This window comes from Thalassotalea hakodatensis (assembly GCF_030295995.1).
Lineage (GTDB): Bacteria > Pseudomonadota > Gammaproteobacteria > Enterobacterales > Alteromonadaceae > Thalassotalea_C > Thalassotalea_C hakodatensis.
In genome coordinates, this window is record NZ_AP027365.1 from 97,366 (window position 1) to 121,197 (window position 23,832).

17 protein-coding genes are annotated in these 23,832 nt (G+C 38.3%); 12 read left to right on the forward strand and 5 right to left on the reverse strand.

What is annotated here, in order from left to right:
* Positions 1 to 128 precede the first annotated feature (128 nt).
* The 6 genes from QUE72_RS00430 to greB all read left to right on the forward strand — a co-directional run bounded on the left by QUE72_RS00430 (position 129) and on the right by greB (position 5,834).
* Positions 129 to 1,724 carry an MFS transporter gene (locus tag QUE72_RS00430; protein ID WP_286270853.1) on the forward strand — a complete coding sequence of 532 codons (1,596 nt, stop codon included), beginning with the start codon at positions 129 to 131 and terminating at the stop codon, positions 1,722 to 1,724.
* Between the two features lie 430 nt (positions 1,725 to 2,154).
* On the forward strand, positions 2,155 to 2,625 hold the full coding sequence (locus QUE72_RS00435; RefSeq protein WP_286270854.1) for a DUF2059 domain-containing protein: 471 nt from the start codon (positions 2,155 to 2,157) through the stop codon (positions 2,623 to 2,625).
* 331 nt (positions 2,626 to 2,956) lie between these two features.
* Positions 2,957 to 3,583, forward strand: coding sequence for a hypothetical protein (locus QUE72_RS00440; RefSeq protein ID WP_286270855.1), 627 nt, complete (start codon positions 2,957 to 2,959; stop codon positions 3,581 to 3,583).
* A gap of 290 nt (positions 3,584 to 3,873) precedes the next feature.
* Complete coding sequence (locus tag QUE72_RS00445) at positions 3,874 to 4,542, forward strand: PEP-CTERM sorting domain-containing protein (protein WP_286270856.1); 669 nt, start codon at positions 3,874 to 3,876, stop codon at positions 4,540 to 4,542.
* Positions 4,543 to 4,787: 245 nt separating this feature from the next.
* Positions 4,788 to 5,303: a YgjV family protein gene (locus tag QUE72_RS00450; protein ID WP_074497322.1), complete on the forward strand. Its 516-nt coding sequence runs from the start codon at positions 4,788 to 4,790 to the stop codon at positions 5,301 to 5,303.
* 54 nt (positions 5,304 to 5,357) lie between these two features.
* On the forward strand, positions 5,358 to 5,834 hold the full coding sequence (greB, locus tag QUE72_RS00455; protein WP_074497325.1) for a transcription elongation factor GreB: 477 nt from the start codon (positions 5,358 to 5,360) through the stop codon (positions 5,832 to 5,834).
* 84 nt (positions 5,835 to 5,918) lie between these two features.
* Here greB and QUE72_RS00460 read toward each other — a convergent pair whose 3' ends face one another.
* Positions 5,919 to 6,773, reverse strand: a complete 855-nt coding sequence (locus QUE72_RS00460) for a peptidylprolyl isomerase (protein ID WP_286270857.1) — start codon at positions 6,771 to 6,773, stop codon at positions 5,919 to 5,921.
* A 110-nt stretch (positions 6,774 to 6,883) separates the two neighbouring features.
* Here QUE72_RS00460 and QUE72_RS00465 point away from each other — a divergent pair, with 110 nt between their 5' ends.
* Both QUE72_RS00465 and QUE72_RS00470 read left to right on the forward strand, forming a co-directional pair.
* Positions 6,884 to 7,594 (forward strand): DUF445 domain-containing protein, encoded by a 711-nt coding sequence (locus QUE72_RS00465; protein WP_286270858.1) that lies wholly within the window; start codon positions 6,884 to 6,886, stop codon positions 7,592 to 7,594.
* 245 nt (positions 7,595 to 7,839) lie between these two features.
* Positions 7,840 to 9,027 (forward strand): amino acid aminotransferase, encoded by a 1,188-nt coding sequence (locus QUE72_RS00470; RefSeq protein WP_286272931.1) that lies wholly within the window; start codon positions 7,840 to 7,842, stop codon positions 9,025 to 9,027.
* Positions 9,028 to 9,177: 150 nt separating this feature from the next.
* On the opposite strand, the gene QUE72_RS00475 is transcribed toward QUE72_RS00470, so the two are convergent.
* The 4 genes from QUE72_RS00475 to QUE72_RS00490 all read right to left on the reverse strand — a co-directional run bounded on the left by QUE72_RS00475 (position 9,178) and on the right by QUE72_RS00490 (position 14,647).
* A complete protein-coding gene (locus tag QUE72_RS00475; RefSeq protein ID WP_286270859.1) occupies positions 9,178 to 10,017 on the reverse strand; it encodes a choice-of-anchor A family protein in 840 nt (279 codons plus the stop codon).
* 199 nt (positions 10,018 to 10,216) lie between these two features.
* Entirely contained in the window at positions 10,217 to 11,131 is a 915-nt protein-coding gene (locus QUE72_RS00480) for an HAD family hydrolase (RefSeq protein WP_286270860.1), read from the reverse strand.
* A gap of 7 nt (positions 11,132 to 11,138) precedes the next feature.
* Complete coding sequence (locus QUE72_RS00485) at positions 11,139 to 12,299, reverse strand: hypothetical protein (RefSeq protein ID WP_286270861.1); 1,161 nt, start codon at positions 12,297 to 12,299, stop codon at positions 11,139 to 11,141.
* 119 nt (positions 12,300 to 12,418) lie between these two features.
* Entirely contained in the window at positions 12,419 to 14,647 is a 2,229-nt protein-coding gene (locus tag QUE72_RS00490) for a TonB-dependent receptor (RefSeq protein ID WP_286270862.1), read from the reverse strand.
* 406 nt (positions 14,648 to 15,053) lie between these two features.
* Between QUE72_RS00490 and QUE72_RS00495 the strand changes: the two genes are divergently transcribed.
* The 4 genes from QUE72_RS00495 (at position 15,054) to rpoZ (ending at position 23,709) form a co-directional block, all read left to right on the forward strand.
* Entirely contained in the window at positions 15,054 to 21,737 is a 6,684-nt protein-coding gene (locus tag QUE72_RS00495; RefSeq protein WP_286270864.1) for a response regulator, read from the forward strand.
* The gene (locus tag QUE72_RS00500; protein ID WP_286270865.1) at positions 21,730 to 22,674 is read left to right on the forward strand and encodes a GGDEF domain-containing response regulator; all 945 of its coding nucleotides are present in this window, start codon (positions 21,730 to 21,732) and stop codon (positions 22,672 to 22,674) included. The genes QUE72_RS00495 and QUE72_RS00500 overlap by 8 nt, the downstream gene beginning before the upstream one ends.
* A gap of 67 nt (positions 22,675 to 22,741) precedes the next feature.
* Positions 22,742 to 23,371, forward strand: coding sequence for a guanylate kinase (gene gmk, locus QUE72_RS00505; RefSeq protein WP_286270866.1), 630 nt, complete (start codon positions 22,742 to 22,744; stop codon positions 23,369 to 23,371).
* Positions 23,372 to 23,427: 56 nt separating this feature from the next.
* A complete protein-coding gene (gene rpoZ / locus QUE72_RS00510; protein ID WP_074497354.1) occupies positions 23,428 to 23,709 on the forward strand; it encodes a DNA-directed RNA polymerase subunit omega in 282 nt (93 codons plus the stop codon).
* The last annotated feature ends 123 nt before the right edge of the window (positions 23,710 to 23,832 follow it).

Genomic DNA, 23,832 nt, shown 5'->3' on the forward strand with positions numbered 1-23,832 from the left:
ATAAAGACGATATATGTATAATTTGAGCAATTACACTATTCACTAGAAAACACCCCAAATATGGGTATAATCAAGCGATTAATAATCACACAGTGTTATCTTACACAAGTGGCATGAAGGTAATAAAAATGCGCGCTAAAGAGTACTTATTTCACCATCCGGTTGCTTTTTGGCTAGGATGTTTGTTGATCACTTTAGGCGTACTCTCTCATATTCCAATGTTTATTCATGCAGCCCACATGAATTACCAGATGGCTGGCATGATGATGGATAGCACCATGCTGATTGGCATGGCATTGATTCCATTTGGTTTGGCATTGGCTTGTTATGGCTTAATGCCTCGCTTAGCAACATTAAGGGTAAATAACAGCACTGAGGAAATTCAGTTTCATGTTGCTGATAACAGCCCACTCAATGCAGAACATATTAAATTAGTGATAGCGCTATTAGTCGCAGTAATTGTTGATGTAATGAAGCCAGCTACATTAGGGTTTGTTATGCCAGGCATGACTGATGAATACCAAATAAACAGTGAGACCGTGGGAACCTTAGCACTTGTTGCCTTGACAGGAACAGCTATTGGTTCAGTTTTGTGGGGCAGAATGGCAGATCTATTGGGTCGTCGTGCTGCTATTCTACTCTCAGCATTAATGTTTATAGGTACAGCCATTTGTGGTGCGATGCCGAGTTTTCAGTGGAACCTTATTATGTGTTTTTTAATGGGTTTATCTGCAGGTGGCTTATTACCTATAACATTCACCTTAATGGCTGAAATGGTACCTGCTCATCATCGAGGTTGGTTACTTGTTGCACTGGGCGGTATTGGTACTTCTGCAGGTTATTTGCTCGCGTCAGGTGCTGCTGCATTACTTGAACCATTATTTAGTTGGCGAGCACTTTGGCTTTTAGGTTTACCAACAGGCCTTATTGTTATTATTTTCAATAAATACATCCCAGAATCCCCACGTTTTTTAGCAAATATGGGTTTGATCAATCAAGCAAAAGCGGTATTAACTAAATACAATGGCGAACTTGATGAGCCCAAACCTAAGAAAACGTTGTCGGTAAAAAGTGAAGAAATTGAATCAAGTACCTTATCTCAAATGATGAGAGGACCATATGCTTTAATTACACTAGCACTTATTGGCACTGGCGTAGCGTGGGGGGTTGCCAATTTTGGCTTTTTGTTATGGTTACCGACGAATTTGCGTGAAATGGGTATGAGTGCTCAAGCGACGAATCAGTTGTTAGCACAATCAGGTTTATTTGCGCTTCCAGGTATTCTGATGGTTGTATGGCTTTATCACCGATGGAGCAGTATCAAAACGTTAGTACTTTTTGTTGCGTTAACGGCACTCAGTTTAAGTTTGTTTATCATTGGCGATATACTTGATCAACTTAATAGTACCGTGATCATTACTTCTACAGTGTTGCTGTTAATCAGCAGTAGCGGCGTTATCGCCATGTTAATTCCTTACGCAGCGGAAATTTATCCCGTACAGCACCGTGGTATAGGGGCAGGTCTTATTGCTGCAAGCTCTAAATTTGGTGGAATAGTTGGCGCATTACTCGGTGTTCTGGGATTATTTGAACAATTAGGGCTATCTGCTTTCACGATTGCAGTTCCATTAGTATTGTGCGCTATCGTTCTTACTAAAAATGGGATAGATACCCGCGGACGTCGCCTAGAAGATATACATTTAGCGTTTGTTAATCGCACTTAGAAGCAATTATACCATGCAACCTCAGCAGCCAAAATTGATGTACATGGGTGAAGTATCAATACAAATAGGCTTATCAATTAAAGCTATTTGATTTTATTAAGAAAAGGGCTGTTCATAAAAACTAGCAGGAATGGATGATATAGAGTGAATGGCGCGATAGATATTGAGGTTTGAATCTGCTTAAAGAAGCCAAAGCGTTAAGCGCATCCTTGTCGATTCTTAAGGGAGTTATTATTTGCTATCAATATTCAAACCATTCTATTCAAGATATTGCTCTACTTGCAATACTATCGTAACGTGTTAATTTCTATTCTTAATTGACCGATCTATTTGTTGGCGGAGCTGATAAACGCTTACTCGGCTTCGCTTTTTATGCATACAATGTAAGCACATACTGACCCGCTGCCGCGGTGTTTTATAAGGATATCAAGTGAAAAAACGTTTAATACTACCATTAATATTATCTACATTGTCATTACATACCATGGCACAAGAAAAACCCATCGATGAACTTTTCAGTGTTATGGCAATGGAAAAGCAAATGGCGGGTGGGTTTGAAGCAATGCTACCTGTGATTGATCAAATGACTGCTAAATTTAAATTAGATAGTAAAGGCAAGGCAGAGCTTAAAGAAATATTTCGTACTTGGTATAACGAAGATATTGATCGTACAAAGATGATAAATGAAATGAAGAAACTGTATTCACAAGCATTTACCGCCGATGAACTTAGCGAAATTATCAGTTTTTATAAGACGCCTATCGGTCAAAAATTTTTAGAAACATCACCGAAATTAATGCAACTTGGCGCTCAAATAGGTATGCAAGAGGCACAATCTAAACAAGTTAAGCTTATGGAACGTGTGCAACCTTTTTTAGAAAAGCACGGTATTAAACGGTAAGCAAATCTATCAGATTATAGAAAACTTTACGTTATCTAGTTTTTCAACGAATGAGGTAACGTAAAGACTTTAAGCATTCATTGTTAGATTGTAATACCAAAGCGTTTAATTCTCGCTGAATGACCGAATATTTATGCGAATTGGTATAATGTACTTTATTTGTTTGTTTCTGCAACGCTGTTAAGTTGAGCATAATCCCAAACGTGCATCCATTTTCAAATTAGATTGAGAATCATCACATTAACAATGCCTGTAATCACATAATAGTTGCCGTTTATCCTGTCAAAAGCTATTTTCTGATGAAATAAATCTACAAATTGATGAATATAAAATGCATACGTTACCTATTCTATCTTTCCTGATCGCTTGTACGCTATCATTAACGGCTACAGCTAATGATGTAAGTCCTGTTACCATAAATAAAACAGCCAATATTCCACTTTTAGATGGCCACTGTGATAGTACTGAATGGCGAGGAGCAACGTTGTTGCAACTACCTGCAAATATTAATATTCATTTAATGCAGAATGAGCATTCGGTATTTATATGCGCACAAGGAAAAGCTGAAGATTACACTGTTCTCGATTTATATATAGAGCATTTTGACACGAAAACACTATATAATTTACACGCCTCAGCTCAGCTTCTAGAGCGAAAATTAATTGAACAACAGTGGAGCCAATCTGATTTTTGGAATCATAAAGAATGGGCTGGATTTTGGGTGCCTTATGCCGGTGAAGAATCTTCTGAAGATGGGAAACGAACAAAATTTCTCACTGGGTCAGCGAGAGAAATTCAAGTGTTAAAGAAAAAATTTTCCGGTGATGCGTGGCAGATGATGGTTGAAATTAGTGGTATTTATCAAAACGGTAAATATGGAGCTAGTTTTACCTATCCTAAAAATGCGATAGATACAAATAGATCAACGTGGGCAACATTCTCATTTTCAACTCATTAATCGTGTAAAGCTTGTTAAATTTTATCATCGTGGTGTGAAAAAAATTAATGTTTTACTCACAAAAAATTCACATCACATTTAAATTTTTTGAAAATACATGTCAGTTTTTTTTACAGGCATCTCAATTTCTTCTTGACGATTAAAAGTGTATTAAATTTTAATTTTATATATTACAGCGTATTACGCGGGGTGTTGATGAAGCCTTGCGATCTGGTCTGATGATTGCTTTGTTGTATATTAGTACAATATTGGAATGATATTGACGTTGTAACTTTAAGATGGATGTTCAAATGAAAAAATTTATTAGCAAACTAACCGCTGTCGTAACATTGAGTGTAGTGTCTACATTTTCAAATGCAGATTTGATCACAACAATCACGCATGACTACGGTCAACAACAATATACGCCTAACAGTTTAGCGTCTAATAATAGTTGTGATACGTTAAATGCAGATTCAGTCACGATTACCGATAACTCAAATGGTTGTGGTCGTTTTTATGACTACTTTGACTTCTCTACTGTGAATTTTAACACCATTGATAGTTTTGAATTGTCGTTAGACTTTTCGAATGTATCTGATAGGAACTTAGATTGGCTTTTTGGTTTTATCCCTGTCTGGAATAATGAGAACTGGAATGTAAGACCAGGTGCTTCGGCATCTTTAAATTCTGGTTATGACTATAGCCATGATCAAGATATTGCCACTACAATCAACATTGATGCCAATACCGTTGATGCGCAAATTTTTCAAAATATGATCACTAACCAAAACTTTTCATTAATGTTTGCGGAAGAGTCAATGGGCAGTGATAGTTTTACTTTAAATAGTGCTTCATTAAGTATTTTTGGTACGCTAGGTGAACCATTAGCTGCTGAAATACCAGAGCCGGCACCACTTGCATTGTTAGCTTTAGGAATGTTTGCCCTAGGTGCTTCAAAGCGTCGTAATGCAAAATAAGCGTTAAATACGTGTAGAAAATTATATTGTAAATAACCTCTTTCGTTGGGTGAACCAATGAGAGAGGTTTTTTTTATGCCTACTTAAATGAAGGAAATAAATTGGCTGAAGTAAAGCCTTCGCTGTAACCTAATATGTCGGCATGATGATAAAAATTACGCTGGTACATCACATCTCACAACAGGTATAATCGCCACTTTAGGCTATTCAGCCTTTTCTTCATATTTCTTATTTTCAGGGGCAATATGCCAGATTTTCTACTCTCCCAAATATTAGTGACGTTTACCTTAGTTATTGAATGCTTTGCTATGCAGCTTAAAGATAAAGATCGTATCTTGGCGTTGTTATCATTAAGTTGTTTGTTTAATGGTCTGCATTATTTGTTATTAGATCAGCCAACGGCCGGCTATATTTTTCTGTTTTCAAGTATCCGTTTCTTGTTGTCTATTAAATGGAAGTTTCAATGGATGGCTGCGGCTTCATTGTGTGTTAGCTTGTTCATCACAATCTACACGTACACGGGTTTATTAAGTATATTGGGCTTTATTGCAACCGTTTTTATTACTACTGGTTCCTTTAGCAAAAATGATAAATTTCTACGCTTGATGATGATCTTAGGTGGTTCTCTATGGTTAACGCATAACGCTATATTGTGGTCGCCAGTTGGAATTCTTGTCGAGGTTATTTTTGTGGGTAGCGGTGCAATTGGCTATTATCGTTATTACCTTGCGGGTAAGTTAAACACCTCGCACCGCGATTAATGTAGCAAGACTGAATAATGTATCTTATCAACGTTAAAACAATGGTTAATTATCATGAAACGTAGTCATTACATCACACGACAAGGCTGGGATATGCTCGATCGTGAATTAAAGTATTTATGGAAAGATGAACGTCCTCGCGTTACAAAGTCGGTGTCTGAGGCTGCAGCGTTAGGCGATCGAAGTGAAAATGCAGAATATATTTACGGGAAAAAACGTTTAAGAGAAATTGATCGCCGTGTACGATTTTTGTCAAAACGTTTAGATGAATTAACCATTGTTTACCCTGAAAAACAGCAAGAAGGCAAAGTATTCTTCGGTGCATGGGTAGAAGTGATTGATGAGCATGATAAAACATTTACCTATCGTATTGTGGGTTCAGATGAATGGGATGTATCCAAAGGTGAAATCAGTATAGATTCTCCTGTGGCACGTGCATTAATCGGTAAACAAGTTGATGACGAAGTGGTAGTGAAAACACCAGAGGGTGAGCGTATTTTAGATGTGGTAAAAATTTGGTATAAAAAATAGGGTGTATATACGGTGAGTACACCCTTCAGATGACAGTCATCTGACTATTGACACAAATAACTTAGCTGGTCTCTTTTGTAACAATTACTGTGGTATTACTTTAACGTCTACTTTTGATTGGCAAATATCTAGCACAGGTATTGGTTTTTTATAAAAGAAAGGATTATCGCGTAATCGTTTTTTATTAATTTTATTTTCATAAAGTGAGTTATCGGTATTTTCGATGGCGATTTTGAGTTGTTGTGCTTTGGGTAAATCTGCCATTACGGTCATACTTTTTATGGGAGTAAACTGCTTAGGTAATATTTCTGGCATACCTTCTATAACAGCTGTACGTTGGATTGACTGAACATGCTGCATACCGAGTACAACTCTGCCAAAAATGGTCATAATGCGGTCTAAATAACGTGGCGCTTGGCCATTGGTAATATAAAAGTGACTGGTGCCAGTATTAGGTGCTGATTCTCTTGCCATGGCAATGACGCCTGGACAATGTAACAACCACGCCTTTTGTTCTTTCTGTGAATAACCAACGGCAAAACCTTTTCTAAAGCCCGTTTGTGGTGCAAACATATCGTGTTGTTGAACTTGGGTAAACGACCAGTGTTCGTCAGTGGTTATTTCTTCTTCAATGGTTAACGGTGTAATGCCTTTGTCTTTATCTGAACCATCCTGTGGCCCCGCTTGGGCAACAAAGCCGTCAATCACGCGATAGAAGCTTTCACCTTGATAGAATCCATCTCTTACTAATTTTTTGAAACGTTTTACATGATTTGGGGCGAATTCAGGCGATAACTCTAAAACCACATCACCTTGCGGCAACGTCATAATCACGGTATTTTCCGGTGAGAGAATACGCCAATTATTATCTCGTTTTTCCTTTGCACTAGTCGTAAAGCAAATTATTAATAAACACGTTAATATGGCTTTAATCATCATAAATTCCTATGTAATGTTAGTGTTTCACGGTAACTCAACTGGCTTGGCGTGATCAAGATAGCTTGATAAAATAACATAAAATTTGCCAACGTATCTAATTGGAGACAACATTGAATAAAAGTTTAATAACCAATGTATTAGCGCTGTTAGTAACCATTAGCGGTTATTATTTTTCTATGAATGTTGTTTATGCCATGGGGATTTTTGCCTTATCGGGTGCGATTACTAATTGGCTTGCTGTGCATATGCTCTTTGAAAAGGTGCCTTTTTTGTATGGTTCTGGCGTTATACCTGCGCGTTTTGAAGAGTTTAAAGCTGCTATTCGTTATTTGATGATGGAGCAATTTTTTACCGAAGATAACATTGATCGGTTTTTATCTGACAATGCCGGTAAAGCGAGTACCTTTGATTTAGTACCTGTGATTGACAAAATAGATTTATCGCCTGCTTTTGATAATTTAGTAAAGGTGATTGAGAGCTCTTCTTTCGGGGGGATGTTAGCCATGGTAGGCGGTAAAGAAGCACTTGAACCGATGCGTGAACCTTTCATCTTGAAAATGAAAGAAACGGTAGGGGATATTTCGCAAAGTGAACAATTTAACGAAGCATTGCGGGCGCAGTTAGAGCAACCCAATGTTATTGCTGAAATGCGCGAAAAAGTGAGTAACATTATTGAAAAACGATTGAACGAATTAACCCCTAAATTAGTAAAAGAGATTGTGCAAGAAATGATTCGCCAGCATTTAGGTTGGTTAGTTGTTTGGGGTGGCATTTTCGGCGGTACTATTGGTTTAATTGCCGCACTTACGGGTAATTTTTAATCATTAGTATAGGTAAAGTGGGCTTACCAATTCATTTGTCTGTTACGTTAACCTCCTTAATTAATAGGTGATTATTTTCGTTAGTGCCTTTTGTACTAAAAGGTAACTGATTTTTCTGTCAAATTGCTTTAATTATCACTAGATAGTCGCTATGCTAGCCCTTTCAAATCGGGATTTTATTGGCATTACGTGCGATGGCGCACCGCAATGCAAAATCTCACTCTATCTATAAGGTAAATGGAGACATGTTTGGTAGCTTAAAGGCATTGCCTGCCGATCCTATTTTAGGTTTATTGGCTAAATATCGTGAAGATTCAAATCCACAAAAAATTGATTTAGGCGTGGGTGTTTACAAAGATGAAGCTGGTCATACGGCTATTTTAAAGTGTGTGAAAACCGCTGAAAAGCATCGTAACGATACCGAAGATACCAAGGTGTATATTGGCCCAACGGGCTCTCCTTTATTTAATGATGAAATGTCGAAGCTTATTTTCGGTGATCATAAAGTACTGAGTGAAAACCGTGCCCGGACCGTTTCTACCCCAGGTGGTACGGGTGCATTACGTGTAGCAGCTGAATTTATTAAATCATGTAAAGCAGGCGCAACCATTTGGGTTTCAAATCCTACATGGGCAAATCATACTGGCTTATTTGAAGCCGCAGGTCTTACAGTAAAAACCTATCCTTATTATGATCACGAGAATAAGTGTTTAGACTTTGATGGTATGTTAGCAGCACTGAAAGAAGTCAGTGCTGCTGATGCGGTTTTACTACACGCATGTTGTCATAACCCGAGCGGTATGGATTTAAATCAAGAACAATGGCAGCAAGTAACAGAAGTTGCTAAAGGTGTTGGCTTTCTACCGGTTGTTGATATGGCATACCAAGGCTTTGGTACAGGTTTAGATGAAGATGCTGCTGGTTTACGTCTTTTAGCTGACAATGTTGAAGAAATGATTGTATGTAGTTCATGTTCTAAAAACTTTGGCTTGTATCGTGAGCGTATTGGTGCCACCACCATCATAGGTAAATCAAATACTGCCGTTGATATTGCGTATTCAGTATTACTTTCGGTAGTACGAGTTATTTATTCAATGCCACCTGCACATGGTGCAGCATTGGTTGAAACAATTTTATCTTCTGATGAATTACGTTCTCAATGGCATCAAGAATTGGCTGAAATGCGTAATAGAATTAACGGTAATCGCCAGATCATTGTTGATAAACTAATAGAAAACGGCGTTGAAAGAGATTTTAGTTTTATTACACGTCAAAATGGTATGTTTTCGTTCTTAGGTATTACCCCTGAACAAGTACAACGTTTACAAGACGAATTCAGTATCTATATGGTTGGCTCTAGCCGTATGAGCATCGCTGGCATTGCAAAGAGTAATGTAGATTACTTGGCACAATCAATTGCAAAAGTACTGTAATTGAAACCTTTATTTTGTTGAGTCACTTTAAGAGCCGAGTATATTTATGCGAATTGGTATTACTCGGCTTTTTTATGTTTGGTGGTTAAGAACGACAAGGATTGGTTGGATGCTTTTCTATCTAGAAAAGCCATTGAATATCATCGTTATCTACTGATGCTTATGATTAGAGCGCATTAATAAAATGAATAAACCTGCAAATATAATCAATATAGTGGAAGGCTCAGGTACCGAAACAGATGGTGAAGCAGTACGAACGGTTTGAAAATTACCAACAAGTGCGTGATTGGTATAAAATCTAACATCATCTAGTGTTGCACCGTCGCCTGCATTAAAAGCACCTTTAGTCGCTAAAAATGTGCCACTAATATTTGCACCACCAAAATTTAATGATGAAAAGTTATCATCAATAAAATTAAACAAAACATTTGCAGACGTTAAACCATCCGATAATAATATTTGCGCACCCGAGGCAATTTGTGCGTTGCCTAAAATGTTGATAATTAAGTTATCATTACTGCTACCATTTATTTGTAAAATATCTGATGAACTCAGTGTGATTGAATCTACATTTACAACATTAAGTTGACTAGCATCTAAGGTGGTTGACTGGCTAATAGCCCCTTGAGCAACACCCGCTAAGTTCTTAGCTGCTTCGCTTGCGGAGGCAATATCTCTTGATAACTGATCAAATTGACTACTGTCATTTTTCTGTACATCGGCACAAATACTTTGCGTACCAGTAACTTTACTTGCTGACCCCATGATAAATGTGTTTGAACAAGCATTGCCGTAAACGATCGACCCTGATGCAAAACCGATATCTTTACTGGCAGCAACATTACCATAAATGTAGGCCTCACTGCCTAGCACTAATGAGCCATCTACAGGCGAACCGTGGAAGTCCCATTGCCCCACACCAATAGTGTATTTATCAGCAACACCAAGATCTACGCCTAAGTCGATCAGATCGGCTTGTGCATTGTTCATAAGAAACACGTAAAAAATAGCGGTAGTAAAAGCTTTAAACCCGTTCACGTTGTAAGTCCTTTATTTATAACTATAATGCAAAATGACAGCGCTATCATATCATAAAAAGAAATTAGAGTAATAGCTCTTAATTAAAAAATAATCAAAAAATGTGTGAAAAGCAATCGACAATTATGGTGAACATAGCCTTGTTTATGACTTAGGTAGGAGAGCGAAAAATAGTTTTCCAATCATTTTTCATGTCTACCACGTGCCAGTTTAACGCCTTGGCATAACATAGGGTATTTTTGCCCCAAAACCTAAAGCGACAATTAGGGCTGTATTTGTACTCTCTAACGCTATCAGTATGATGTATTAGCACACAAAGAGAATGTTTGTTGGATGTCCAACGTAACATGTCGACATCACCATAACTATTGCCAAAAGCAGCAATGGGTCTAATTGAAATTCGTCTTTCAATACTTAATACTTTTCGCGCACGGCTCTCAATGGAAAAGGGAATCGGCTCTAATTTAACGGTGAGATTGTTGTTTCTCTTTGATAGCTTCGTTTTTAAGCTGCTACCAATAACGCGATTTACCGATACTTGATAAGCTTCTTGTGACCAAGGTCTAACGAAGTTTGCTGTACTTCCTGTGACGATATAATTGCTAAAATTATTTTGTTGAAAGTAAGCAAGCACTTCTAACATAGGCTGATAGGTTAGGTTGGTATACTGAGTGTTAAACCTTGGGTGTTCAGCTTGGCTGATCCACCTAGCAACAGATGCGCGATACTCTTCTGTGGTCATGCCTTTACGCAAAAAGTAACAGCCAACTTTCATGATATTAAAAAAATCAACAATAGCGGTTTTGCACCAGTGACATATACGTTTTGAATGACTAGTCGTGTTCAATACGTGTTGATTAAAAAACTTTCGTTTAAAGTAGGCTACTTGCGCCATCACTGGTTTTTCAACGATTAAAGTACCGTCGTTATCGAACGTTGCAATGCGATTTTCTATTGGTACAAAATGAGGAGAGTGTTGGTCGCAAACCTGTTCGACAAATGAAATGATGCCTTGTTTAACCTTGCTATCGTGCCACGACGGCAAGGGATCGATGATATTACCCATGATGTGATTAATTAATTTTAGGAGGGATTAGAATGTTCGTATCGAAGTTAAATAACTTTCCGCTCCAAATAAATACTTGCCACACTAAAACGCCAAAAGGAATATATCCAAAGTAGCCTAATAACGGCATTTCCGAGAATATATGGATGACATCGACATACGGAATATTATAAACCCAGTAATTTGGGTTTGTGATCGGCTCTGGGTTAGGATTACTGGAACCAAAGTTCCACATTTCCCAAAATAAACCGTTCAATAATGAGGATACACCAATCAGTACGCCTGCACTCCAGTTTCCTTTGGCGATATCGGTGAAGGGGTTCCAAATGTTTAAGCGCATAAGTATACCAGTCATTACTGCGTAAGGGCCGATCCATACAACCCAAAACAACGCATACGGCCAGTAAACCATAGCGGCAATAAGTAATGCGCCGATAAAGATCATATAATTACCGTTTAATGGCATTTTGGGGCCGTTTTGGTATCGTGCGACTAGTTTAGGAAAAGTGTTTAACAAATTATACCAAGTAAGAATTACCGGGGTGACAGTTGAGTAGGTAATGAGAAATTCAATAACGATAGTTGCTCTAGACCAACCTACTTGATTCGCGTTAGGGTAAAACCAGTTACCTAATACGAAATAATCGTAGTATTCAAAGTACGCCCAGCCAACGATTGAAACCAACGCACTGATGAACAATGTTTTTGGTTTTTCTGAAAATAAGGATGCCCCGTTATTCCGCTGATATACAATGCCGTCTAGAAGGAAGATAAACCCCCACCAAAGTGGTGTAAACGCCCAAAAAACCAGATCGCCAAAGGGGGTAACGCGGGTCCACATTAACCACCAGAAAAAGCCCATTACAACGCCACCACACCAAAACCACCACGGTAGAGATACCGTTGAAGGTTGACGAGGTTTTACGGTTGCGCCCTTAAAACCGAATAGCTTTGGAAATAAAATCAGGCCAGTAATAAAAAGCGCACTGGCTGCCATGATTAAAAAGTAGGTTAAACTAAACCCTGGTACTTTTCCGGCGAAAGTGGGGGGAAATTCACCAAAGCCTGGTGGAAGGTGGTTAGGGTATACAAACCAAGCGACCACCAGAGGGACTAATAAAGTGAGTAATATTGGCCATAATAGCTGCCATGGTGTAACTTTTTGCATAAGTAAACGTCCTGTATTGTTATTATCATTGTTATTTTTTACGCATTAAACAGCATGCTTTGCTCACTTTAGCGACTTTATGATTTTCTGTCTATAAAGTGCAAACGGAAGTTAAAGGGTTAAAAGCGATATTGCAAGGTTGCCCCAAACTGTCTGGCTTCACCTTTAAGTTCAGTCACCGCACCCAATGCCGCTATAGAGTCAAAGCGTAACTCGGCAAATTCCGTTTTGGTCAGGTTTTTTCCCCATAACGTCAATGAAAAATCAGGATGAAAGGCATAATGTATACTGCCATTAAATACTGTATAACCGTTCTGTTTTGTGTAGGGGTTCTCGTTTTGATCAAAATAAAATTCAGATTGATAATCAAAACCTAATTGCATGGTTAGTGGATTGGTAAAAAATTGAAACTCAGTTAATAGATAACCTGATACATTCCACTTCGAAGAGAATGGTAGACGGTTATCGTTAACAAATAGATTTTCTTGTTGAAATTTACCTATCGATGCTTCAGGTAAATAACCAATATTTAACACAAATTCCAGTTGGTTAGTGGGTGCATAATAGAATTCGCTATCTAAACCGTAAATTTCTGAAGCCCCTGCGTTTTTTAACACGTGATAAGGGACAGCGCTATCTTGAATATTAATGAATACTTGCTGATCTTGATAGTCATAATAGAATGCGGCTAAATGCCAACGAGCATTATGATCTAACCATTGCACTTTTGCACCAGCTTCATAAGCGTTTAGTGTTTCAGGTGCATATTCAGAATTCATCGCTTGCTCTGGAGAGGTGGAGTAACCAGCATTGTAGCCACCGCTTTTATAACCACGGGTATAGCTGGCGAATAGATTTATATCATTCGCGAGTGCGTGGTTAATCGCCAGTTTACCTGAAAACTCGTTGTCGGATATGTTACCTGCTAAATCCCATAATTTAGGTACATTACCATGCACAGTATTAAGGTCAGCCTTTGCCTTGTAATCAGTTTCTTCCTTCGTAAAGCGAATACCGGTGATTAGTGTAGTGTCTTTTGTTAACGTATAGTCAAGTTGACTATAGAGTGCAGTCGAGGCATTTTCTAATGAGTTGTCATAGAAGAAGGTTGCTGGTACATCAGCCAGTGAAGGTATGCTTCTAAAATCTCGAAATAAGTCAAAGCTATTGTTTTGTTCAATGGTTTCTTTTAAATAAAAAATACCTGTTTGCCAAAAATAATTTTGCTGTGTGATACTCAAGTTCACTTCTTGTGAATACAAGTTGTTATTGGTATCAAATGTACCCTCAATTAAGTTTCTTGCTCCATCAGAATCAAAAGAATGAAAACGTGTTAGTTTTCTCACTCCTGTGATTGACGTTAACTGGCTGTGCTCCGTTAGTTGCCAATCAAGGATTAAGGCGCTACCCCAGCTATCGGTATTATGTTTTCTATCGGCAGTATCTGCGCGAACATCCCAGAAATCATCACCCCCCACTAGCTGGTCATAAGCATCAACGCAGTCATTACTACCAACGATGCTTGGTTTACATTGACCGCTGTTATCTTTTCGATAAATACCATTACTTGCAATAGGCTTTGGTTTACCCGTTGATCTTTCTTTATGCAGTTTTATAGTTGCAGTTAAATCATCAAATTGAGAGCGAACAATGAGCCTAACATTAGTTTGCTTTAAACCGCCATCAGGCTGTTCAGGCATTAAATTATTGGTAGAAAATTGATAGTCGTCGTGATCAAAGGCTATTCGAGCGGCCGTTGTATCGCTAAAAGGGAGATTAATCGCGCCATCAATAGACGTAGTTTGATATTCAGCTACGCCGGCATTTATATACCCACCAAATTGCTGCTCTGGCATCTTTGAACGCAATAAAATAGCACCGCCAGTAGTATTTCGGCCAAATAACGTGCCTTGAGGGCCCCTTAAAACTTCGACTTGCTCAAGATCAAAAATATTTGTTGCTAAATTATTGGCACTACCGCTGACAATACCATCACTATATACCGCAATGGGTGATATGGTTGATGTATTGTAATCAATCATACCGATGCCGCGAATGTTAAATGCCGGCGGTGTACCTTCGCCAGCATTGTTGGTGATTTTCATGTTTGGAGTGAATTTAGCAAGCTGCGAAGTATCTTTGATCTGTTGTCGTTGAAGAGCGTCTTCACTTACTACCGTAACCGCAACCGAAACATCTTGTAGTTTTTGCGCACGTTTTTGCGCATATACTTCTATTACTTCAACTTGTTGTAGGCTTTCTTTACTCATGACCGTCGTCGAGGAAATGATAAACAAAGAGATAAAACAACAGCGTATATATCGACCAAATTGATGCGTATTGATCATGTACAACCTTCTCACGAAACAGGCTCCGCCTAATTATAAATACCAAAAAACAGTTGTAAAAACCAAGTGTGAATGGTCAACAACCCCTAGCTTATTAAGTTATAGCTTGTGTTTACAGAAATTGCTCATAAGTTTGATTTTTGTGCAATTTTCACGCTGAATAAACAGCTTTATTTATTGCTGCTATTTTACAGTGAAGCATAGCACGGCTTCGTTTAACGCGGAATATGAAGGGGTCTATATTCGTTTAGTTATATGTATTTTTTTTTGATGAATGAATAAAGCTTGTTACATCACCTATGTTGAAGAATCTATCAATGTAATTGCGATTATCTTGTACTATCATTGAATTTTTATGGCTAAACGCTTATAACTATAGGGGAATGAATAAGGATGTACAGCTCTCATGATTGCGCTTCAAGGCTATGAAATACAACGCCACTTTTTTAGCATTTCAAACGCCATAAAAGTGTATTTAGCCAAAGATAATAAACAACAATTAGTGCTAATAAAGCAGTTTATCAAAGATGACAGAAGCCGTTCTACATCACAGTTTTTCGAGCGCGCGAAACTGGCAAATAAGCTCAATATATCGCAAGTAATACCCCCTCAACAGCAACAACAAGATCAACAAGCCTGTTATTGCGTATACCCATATCAAAAAAATTGGCTAACATTACAACAATTATGTGATGAGACAGAGCTCAGTACTGAACATAAACTAACTATATCGACAAATCTTACCCGGTTAGTTCAACGCATTCATGATAAAAAAATATTTCTCAACGGTTTATCTCCCTATAGTATTCTCATTGATAACACTACTTTTGAATGCTTTCTTATTGATTTAAGTTTCGCTAGTTCAGTTGCGGTTTTACATAAAAAATCTAAACGCATCATGTTTGATAAACAGCGTTTAAAAACACTAGCACCAGAGTCTACAGGAAGAATTAATTGGCCGGTTCAGCGCTTTGCCGATTTATATTCTTTAGGCGCGTGTTTGTTTAAACTTTTTAGTGGTCGATTTCCTTTTAATATTGAAGACGACATGGAAATGATCCATGCACATATTGCCAAATCGCCCCCTAAAGCTTGCCGAATAGATAAAACGGTGCCAAAAACGGTATCGTCGATTATCGATAAATTGCTACGTAAAAACCCTGAATCGCGGTACCGCTCAGCAGAAGGACTGCTACATGACTTGCAACGTTGTTTATTACTATGGCAAGAACATCAGAGCATTTCTACTTTCAAACTGGCCCAAAAAGATAGTAACAATCAGTTGCACTTTTCTCGTACGTTGTTTGGTCGAGAGCAAGAATTAAACATTCTATTAAACGGCTATCAAACCGCTAAAGAACAAGGCCAGTGTCAATTAAGTGTGATTAGCGGTTATGCTGGCGTAGGTAAATCTCGATTAATTAAAGAAATACAACAAAGCATCGTGACTGATGAAAATTACTTCGCTTTAGGAAAGTTTGAACAATATCAAAATAGCACAGCATATTTTGCCCTTGTAATGGCCTTAAAAGATTGGGTAGATCAATTATTATGCGAAAGTAATGAGTCACTTGCCAAATGGCGTATTACGTTAGAAAGTGCGTTAGCGGGTAACGGGCAATTATTGGTAGATTTGATCCCTGAATTAGCCTTGATTATTGGTCCTCAGCCGGTGGTGCCATCAATGGCACCCAGTGAAGAAAAAACACGCTTTAATAATGTGTTTATTGCTTTCTTAAAAGCCTTAGGCGCGACCAGTAAAACGGTCGTAATTTTTCTTGATGATGTGCAGTGGGCAGATCACGCAACCATAAAACTATTAGAACATATTGTAGAGCACCCTGATCTTGGCCACTTATATTTTATTATTTCATATAGGGACAATGAAATTGTTAAAGAGCATCCATTAAACGCGCTACTTAATTCCATTGATATTGCACCATCATTTCATAGTCATCAACAATTGCAGCCGTTGACTGTAGAGGCGGTAAAAGATTTTTTAAAAGCATCACTTGGTGGTAATAACAAAATGTTGAGTGGTTTAGCAGATACCTTGATAGATAAAACACAAGGTAACCCATTTTTTATTAAAGAATTCATTAAGTCGCTGGTAGATAAAGGTTTTTTATATCAACATGAACATGGTGAATGGCAATGTAGTGTAGAAGACATCGAACGTATTAGTGTAACAGATAACGTTGTCGACTTAATGGCTAACCGTATTCGCCGTTTAAATGACCAACAACAAGACGTGTTACATATCGCCGCTTATATAGGTGTGAATACTCACTTGCCTGTATTGAGTTATGTGCTTAATTGCAGTCAAGACGATTTAACTGATGCCATTACCGTCTTGGTTGAAGAAGGGTTTTTGTATGCCTTTGAAAGTAGTGTAGAAAACTCACAAATAGATACACTGCGCTTTATTCACGATAAAGTGCAGCAGGCGGCCTATCAGCTTAATCGGCCACTCAGTAAAACCAATATTCATTTTCGCATCGCACAGTACTACTTGCTGCACCAACCGACGACTATTTTTAAATATATTGAACATTTGAATGCAGCGTCGAGCATATTTATTGAGCGCGGTGATTTTTTGTTGTTGGCAGACGGTAACTTATCTGCAGCTAAAAAAGGCTTAGAAAGCAATGCCAGTGCAGATGCAATGTATTATCTTGAGCAAGCAGAGCAGTATCTACCTAAAGATCATTGGCAAAGTTATTATCAACAAAGTGTAGATATTACTCTTGCAATGGCAAAAGCCTGTTATCTAAATTTAGACTTTGAACAAGGCAACCAGCGTTTCGATAAAGCAGTATCTTGTATCAAAGGTGATATCGAATTTGGCTATTTAGCGCGAACTCAAGTATTAGCATTAATAGCACAAAACGAGATGCTTCAAGCGTATGAGCTTGGTGTAAAAACACTTGAAAAATTAAAGGTAAACCTTATCAGTGCAGAAAACATAGCAGAAAACTATATCGCACTTGATAACAAAAAAAGGCCTGATGAAATCGCCGCGTTAATTGACTTACCGGTAATGACCGAACCTCGATACTTAATGGCAATAGAAATATTAAACGCCATTCAAACGCCGGCATATTTACTTAATCCTATCGATTATATGCGAGTCGCGTATGCCAGCTTGTCATTATGTTTACACGAAGGTTTAAGCCCTGGCAGCAATAAAGTATTTGTCACGCACGGTTTGTTACTCTGTGGTGCGTTTTCACAATTCACACGAGGAAAAGCATATGCTGATTTAGCATCTCGATGCATTGAAAAATACCCATCTGCGCATCTGTATATTGAAGTTGAATTTGCTAAGCATGTGTCGATAGAGCATTGGAATGCTCCGCTAGCGTCCTCTTTAAAGCCACTTGAAGATAACTTTTACCGAGGTATTGAAGTGGGAAACATTGAATATGCTTTCCACTCTGCATTATTTTATTGTAAGCATTTACTGTTCTCGGGAACGCCACTACCCGTGGTTAAATCGAAATATAAGGTGATTTTACCAACCGTAATAGAAAAAAAACAAACGTATCATTTAACCTTTATTCAATTATGGCACCAATTTATCCTGAATATCAGTGAACCAACGATAAATCCAATAGCGCTTCATGGTTCCGCTTTCGACGAGCATAAAGAGTTGCCCATATTGCTTGAAACCAACAACGTAACCATTCAATTTAGTTACCATTTGGTGAAAATGAAGTTAGCGTTTTTATTTGGTGATCAAGCGCACGCTTTTTCACACTTTGAACAAGCCGAGCCGTTAATGAATACGGCATTATCTTTATATAATTATACTGAGTTTTCGTTTTACGCAGCATTAGTGTTAATCGAACGATTAAGGTGTGCAAATGCAGACGATTCGGTGTTGTTTGATAAGGTTAATCACTTCCATGAACAACTGAGTTTGTGGTCAGAAAACGCCGCTGAAAATCACCACCATAAAGTGAAACTTGTCGCAGCAGAACTCGCAGCACTCGGCGAGCAAAACAATGCATGGCATTTATATCAACAAGCGATTGATTTGTCTTCTAATAGCGGTTTTATTGAGCATCAAGCATTGTCGCAAGAGCTTGCTGGCCATTATTGGCGCCGCCAAGAAAAAGCATCTATGGCGAAAGACTATTTTCAACAAGCTTATCAAAGCTATGTAGACTGGGGAGCCAATACTAAAGCGAAGACGTTAGCGGATAACTATTTAACCACCAATGATAATCATATCCGTCAAGGTACTTTACCGCAGCAGCCAAACAGCCTTGCGTCAAACAATGAATTAGATTTCGCTTCGGTATTAAAAGCTTCAGAAACGTTAAGTGGTGAAATAGATTTACATGCTTTTTTACATCGCATGATGGTGATTATTATGGAAAATGCCGGCGCTCAAAAAGGCAGTTTACTGTTGATCACTGAAGGCATGCTTAATACCGAAATTTCGGTGTCTATGGATGGTAGTACACAAGAAAATGTTCAGTTGCCGCTAAGCTTAATTAACTATGTATCTCGTACCTTAAAGCCGCAAATTATTTCTGCTGATCATCCTCAATTTTCTCATGATATTTATTTTAAACACCATCATGCAAAATCGATTTTATGTGCTCCCATCATCGTTAAAGGCGAGCTTAAAGGTGTCTTGTATTTAGAGCATCTAGCGGTTGAAAATGTATTTAGTATAGATCGCATAAACGTGCTGCAAATGTTAGCTAATCAAACGGCAATTTCTTTTGATAATGCAACGTTGTATCAACAGGTTGTGTCATACAATCGGAACTTAGAACAACAAATTCATGAACGAACAAAAGAACTTGCAGCGGAAAAAATAAAGGCGGAACAAGCGAACCAAGCAAAATCAGACTTCTTGGCAAACATGAGTCATGAAATAAGAACACCGATGAATGCGGTTATCGGGTTAAGTCAGTTAGCACTACGTACCGACCTGAGCTCCGTGCAACATGACTACTTAACTAAAATTCAAGATTCTTCTCGTTCACTACTCGGCTTAATTAACGATATTTTAGATTTTTCTAAAATAGAAGCGCAGAAACTTACCTTAGAGCAGGTGTCTTTTTCATTACACGACATTCTGCAAAGAGTCGTCAACGTATGTACATTTAAAGTACATGAAAAAGGGTTAGAGCTAGTTGTTGATATTGCCCATGATGTGCCTAAAACGTTGGTCGGTGATCCATTACGGTTACAGCAAATCATTGTAAATTTGGCTAATAATGCGGTTAAGTTTACTGAACAAGGAATAATCCATATTAATGTTAAGCACCTACACAGTGATGAGATAACTAGCCAGTTAGCTTTTGCTGTGCATGATACAGGTATTGGCATGTCAGCACAGCAGCAAGAAACGCTGTTTCAATCGTTTTCACAAGCTGATAGCTCTGTAACCCGAAAATATGGTGGAACAGGGTTAGGGTTAGCGATTAGTAAACAATTAACCGAGCTTATGGGAGGAGAAATTTGGCTTGAAAGCACTGAAGGCGAAGGTTCTACCTTTTATTTCACCTCAACCTTTGAGCGTGCTGAACCAGATATGATAGAAACCGTAGCGATTGATAAACAATATTTGTCATCGTTAAAGGTGCTTGTGGCTGACGATATTGACATAGCGCGCAATGTCGTACTAGACGCTTTACTACAAGCTGATATTAAAGCAACAGGTGTATCTGATGGAAAAGCAGCATTAGATGCAGTACTCGCAGCCGACCGTGATGGTGAACCATTTGATTTAGTTTTCATGGATTGGAAAATGCCTGAAATGGATGGTATTGCCGCAGCAACACAAATTCATCAACATACCCGTGGGTCATTACCTCATATTTTAATGATGTCAGCGTATGATAAAGACGAGGCGAAAAAGCTCGCGGAGCAACACGTTTTCGATAAGTTTCTTGAAAAGCCTGTGACCGCCTCGTTACTCATTGATGCTGTGCTAGAAACCTTAAGTAAAGAAAGCGATCGCATGACAACGGTCAATGAAGAAGAAGTGACTATTGATATTCCTGATTTAAGCCGTTTTCATGTGTTATTAGTTGAAGATAATATGATAAATCAACAGGTCGCTTTAGAGTTTTTATCGGATACGAAAATAAAAATCACCTGTGCAGAGAACGGCGTTATCGCGCTTGATTTACTTGCAAAACAAGCATTTGATATTGTGCTAATGGATATTCAGATGCCAGAAATGGATGGCTTAACAGCAACATCTGAAATAAGAAATACGCTGAAAATTCATGATTTACCCATAATAGCGATGACAGCACATGCAATGGAAGGCGATGTAGAAAAAAGCGTCATTGCTGGGATGAACCATCATCTGACTAAGCCCATTGAACCACAAATACTCTACGATACTCTATGTAAGTACTTGCTAACTAATAGGTTGATTACTGAAACTGTTGCGATTAATGATAGTGAGGGTGAGCAACAAATGACGCAAGAAGCAATACAATTAAACACGTTAAAAAATCATACTTTGTTAAAGGTTGAGCATGCTTTAGATAAGGTACAAGGAAAACAAACGTTGTACTTACAATTAGTGCATGATTTTTGGCATAAGTACCAAACATTATCTGATAGCTTAATGTCACTCTATCATGATAATGCTAGTGAAGAACTCTATCGTGCTGCGCATTCGCTCAAATCAACTGCGCAATATATTGGTGCTTTTGATTTATCAAAGTCTGCATTATCACTCGAAAGCGAAGTGAAACAGCAAGGCAGCTATATTGAATTAACCTTAAACGAAGTCACCACTCAATTAGACTTTCTTATTGCTCAATTAAATAGAATATACCAACATAAAGAAGAAACATCAGGTGAAGAGCAACTCGATATTGCTCAAGCTCAAATACTCATCTCTTCTTTAAAGCGTTTAGTAAGTGCTGCTGATATAATGGCTGAAGATGTTTCGAAAGAGTTGCTGATGCTGGCAAGCCATACAACGGTGTATCAAGACGTAAAAACGTTTCATCAGTTAATTGCTGATTTTGAGTTTGAGCAAGCTTTATCATTAATAGACGACTTTGAAGTTTCGCTGACCCCTCAGACAGGTATTGAACATGACTGACCAGTATCTTGATACAAATCGGCGTGCAACGGATAAGCAATTTACCCTACTTTGTATTGACGATGAAAGTGCTAACTTAAAAATATTAGCGTCTATTTTCAAAGATACTTATAAAGTCGTGGTGTGCAAACAACCAACTCAGGCATTAGCCATCGCGTTAGATGTGCTACCCGATTTAATATTACTTGATGTGGTCATGCCAGATATTAATGGCTTTGAATTATACGAGCAATTCAAGGAACAGCCTGAAGTTAAACATATCCCTATTATTTTTATTACGGGCTTACAAAGTGCAGAAGATGAAGAAAAAGGCTTAGTGCTTGGCGCGTGTGATTACATTCAAAAGCCTTTTAATTACGGGATTGTTCGGGTGCGTGTTAACACGCATATGGAAATTATTCGCCAGCGCAAGTTATTAGAGTCCTTCGCGCATATTGATAGTTTAACTGAACTGCCCAATCGACGGAAATGGCAAGAGGATAGTGCTAATCAGTGGGAATTTGCTAAGGCGAACAACAAACGATTGGTATTAGGGATAATTGATATAGATTTTTTCAAAAAATATAATGACTCCTACGGGCACCAACAAGGTGATATTGTGTTGAGAAAAGTTGCCAATGCTATTCGGCGAGTGCTGTTTGAACATGACGGTGCGATTTATCGTTGTGGCGGCGAAGAATTTTATTTTTATTTTCCTTCTGAAAAGCGCATTAATATTGAAGAAATATTGGCCCAATGCTTAGAAGCTGTTAGCGGCTTAGAAATTCAACATCAATCCTCTTTAGCATCATCAATATTAACCGCCAGTTTAGGTGCCGTGGAAGTACAGCCTAATGATGAGCATTCAGTTGATAGCATGCTTGCAATTGCCGATGAAAAACTTTATCGAGTTAAAAATACCACGCGAAATGCGGTACACTTTTCGCAAATACCATAGGAATTATTGCCGACAGTCAGTGCTTTCAGGTATAGTTCGGCATTATCGTTATTGAGAAGAGAATTAAATGGCTGCCAAAGGAAATTTATTCATCCTATCTGCGCCAAGTGGTGCTGGAAAATCTAGCTTGATTTCCGCATTGCTAAAGCAAGAAAGTACACGTCCAATGCAAGTATCTGTGTCTCATACCACAAGAGCTCCTCGCCCGGGTGAAGTTGACGGTCAGCATTATCACTTTGTTTCTGTTGAAGCATTTAAACATCAAATTGCACAAAAGCATTTTTATGAATGGGCAGAAGTATTTGGTAACTATTATGGCACATCGGCGCTCGCTATTGACGATCAATTAGCGAAAGGAATCGATGTGTTTTTAGATATTGATTGGCAGGGCGCACAGCAAGTACGGATGAAAAAACCCGATGTTACCACTATTTTTATAAGCCCACCGTCAAAAAAAGAGTTAGAAAATCGATTACGTGGTAGAGGGCAAGATAGCGAAGCCGTAATTGCTGATCGCATGGCACAAGCACAATCAGAATGTTCGCATTATCAAGAGTTTGACTATATTATTGTCAACGATGACTTTACGCAGGCATTACAAGATTTAACCACGATTGTCACCAATCAACGCTTAAAACGTAGCCAACAAATCGAAAATTATAAACTTTTATTCACACAGCTATTGGCTAACGATTAAGCATTTAGTAAAATAGTCTGCTATTTTGTAAATTTATTGAATTCTGGAGTGACCAAATGGCTCGCGTAACCGTAGAAGATGCCGTAGAACAAGTTGGTAACCGTTTTGACCTAGTACTTATTGCGACACGTCGTGCTCGTCAAATTGCTACTGGGGGTAAAGAACCTTTGGTTGAATTAGAAAATGACAAGCCAACCGTTTTAGCATTACGTGAAATTGAACAAGGCTTGATCACAACAGATGTGATGGATCAACATGATCGTCATGAAGCTGTGCAACAGGAATCTGTTGAGTTAGCAGCAGTAGCAGCAATTGTTGGTGGCCAAAACCAACAATAAAACTGTTTGAAAAACGTTTAAAACGCGCAATTGTGCTTCCCATGATTGCGCGTTTTTCGTTTCTGTTCGTGGTAATTGCATTGGCAAGCGGGTTAAATCAACGTATTCTAATGTTGAGATGAT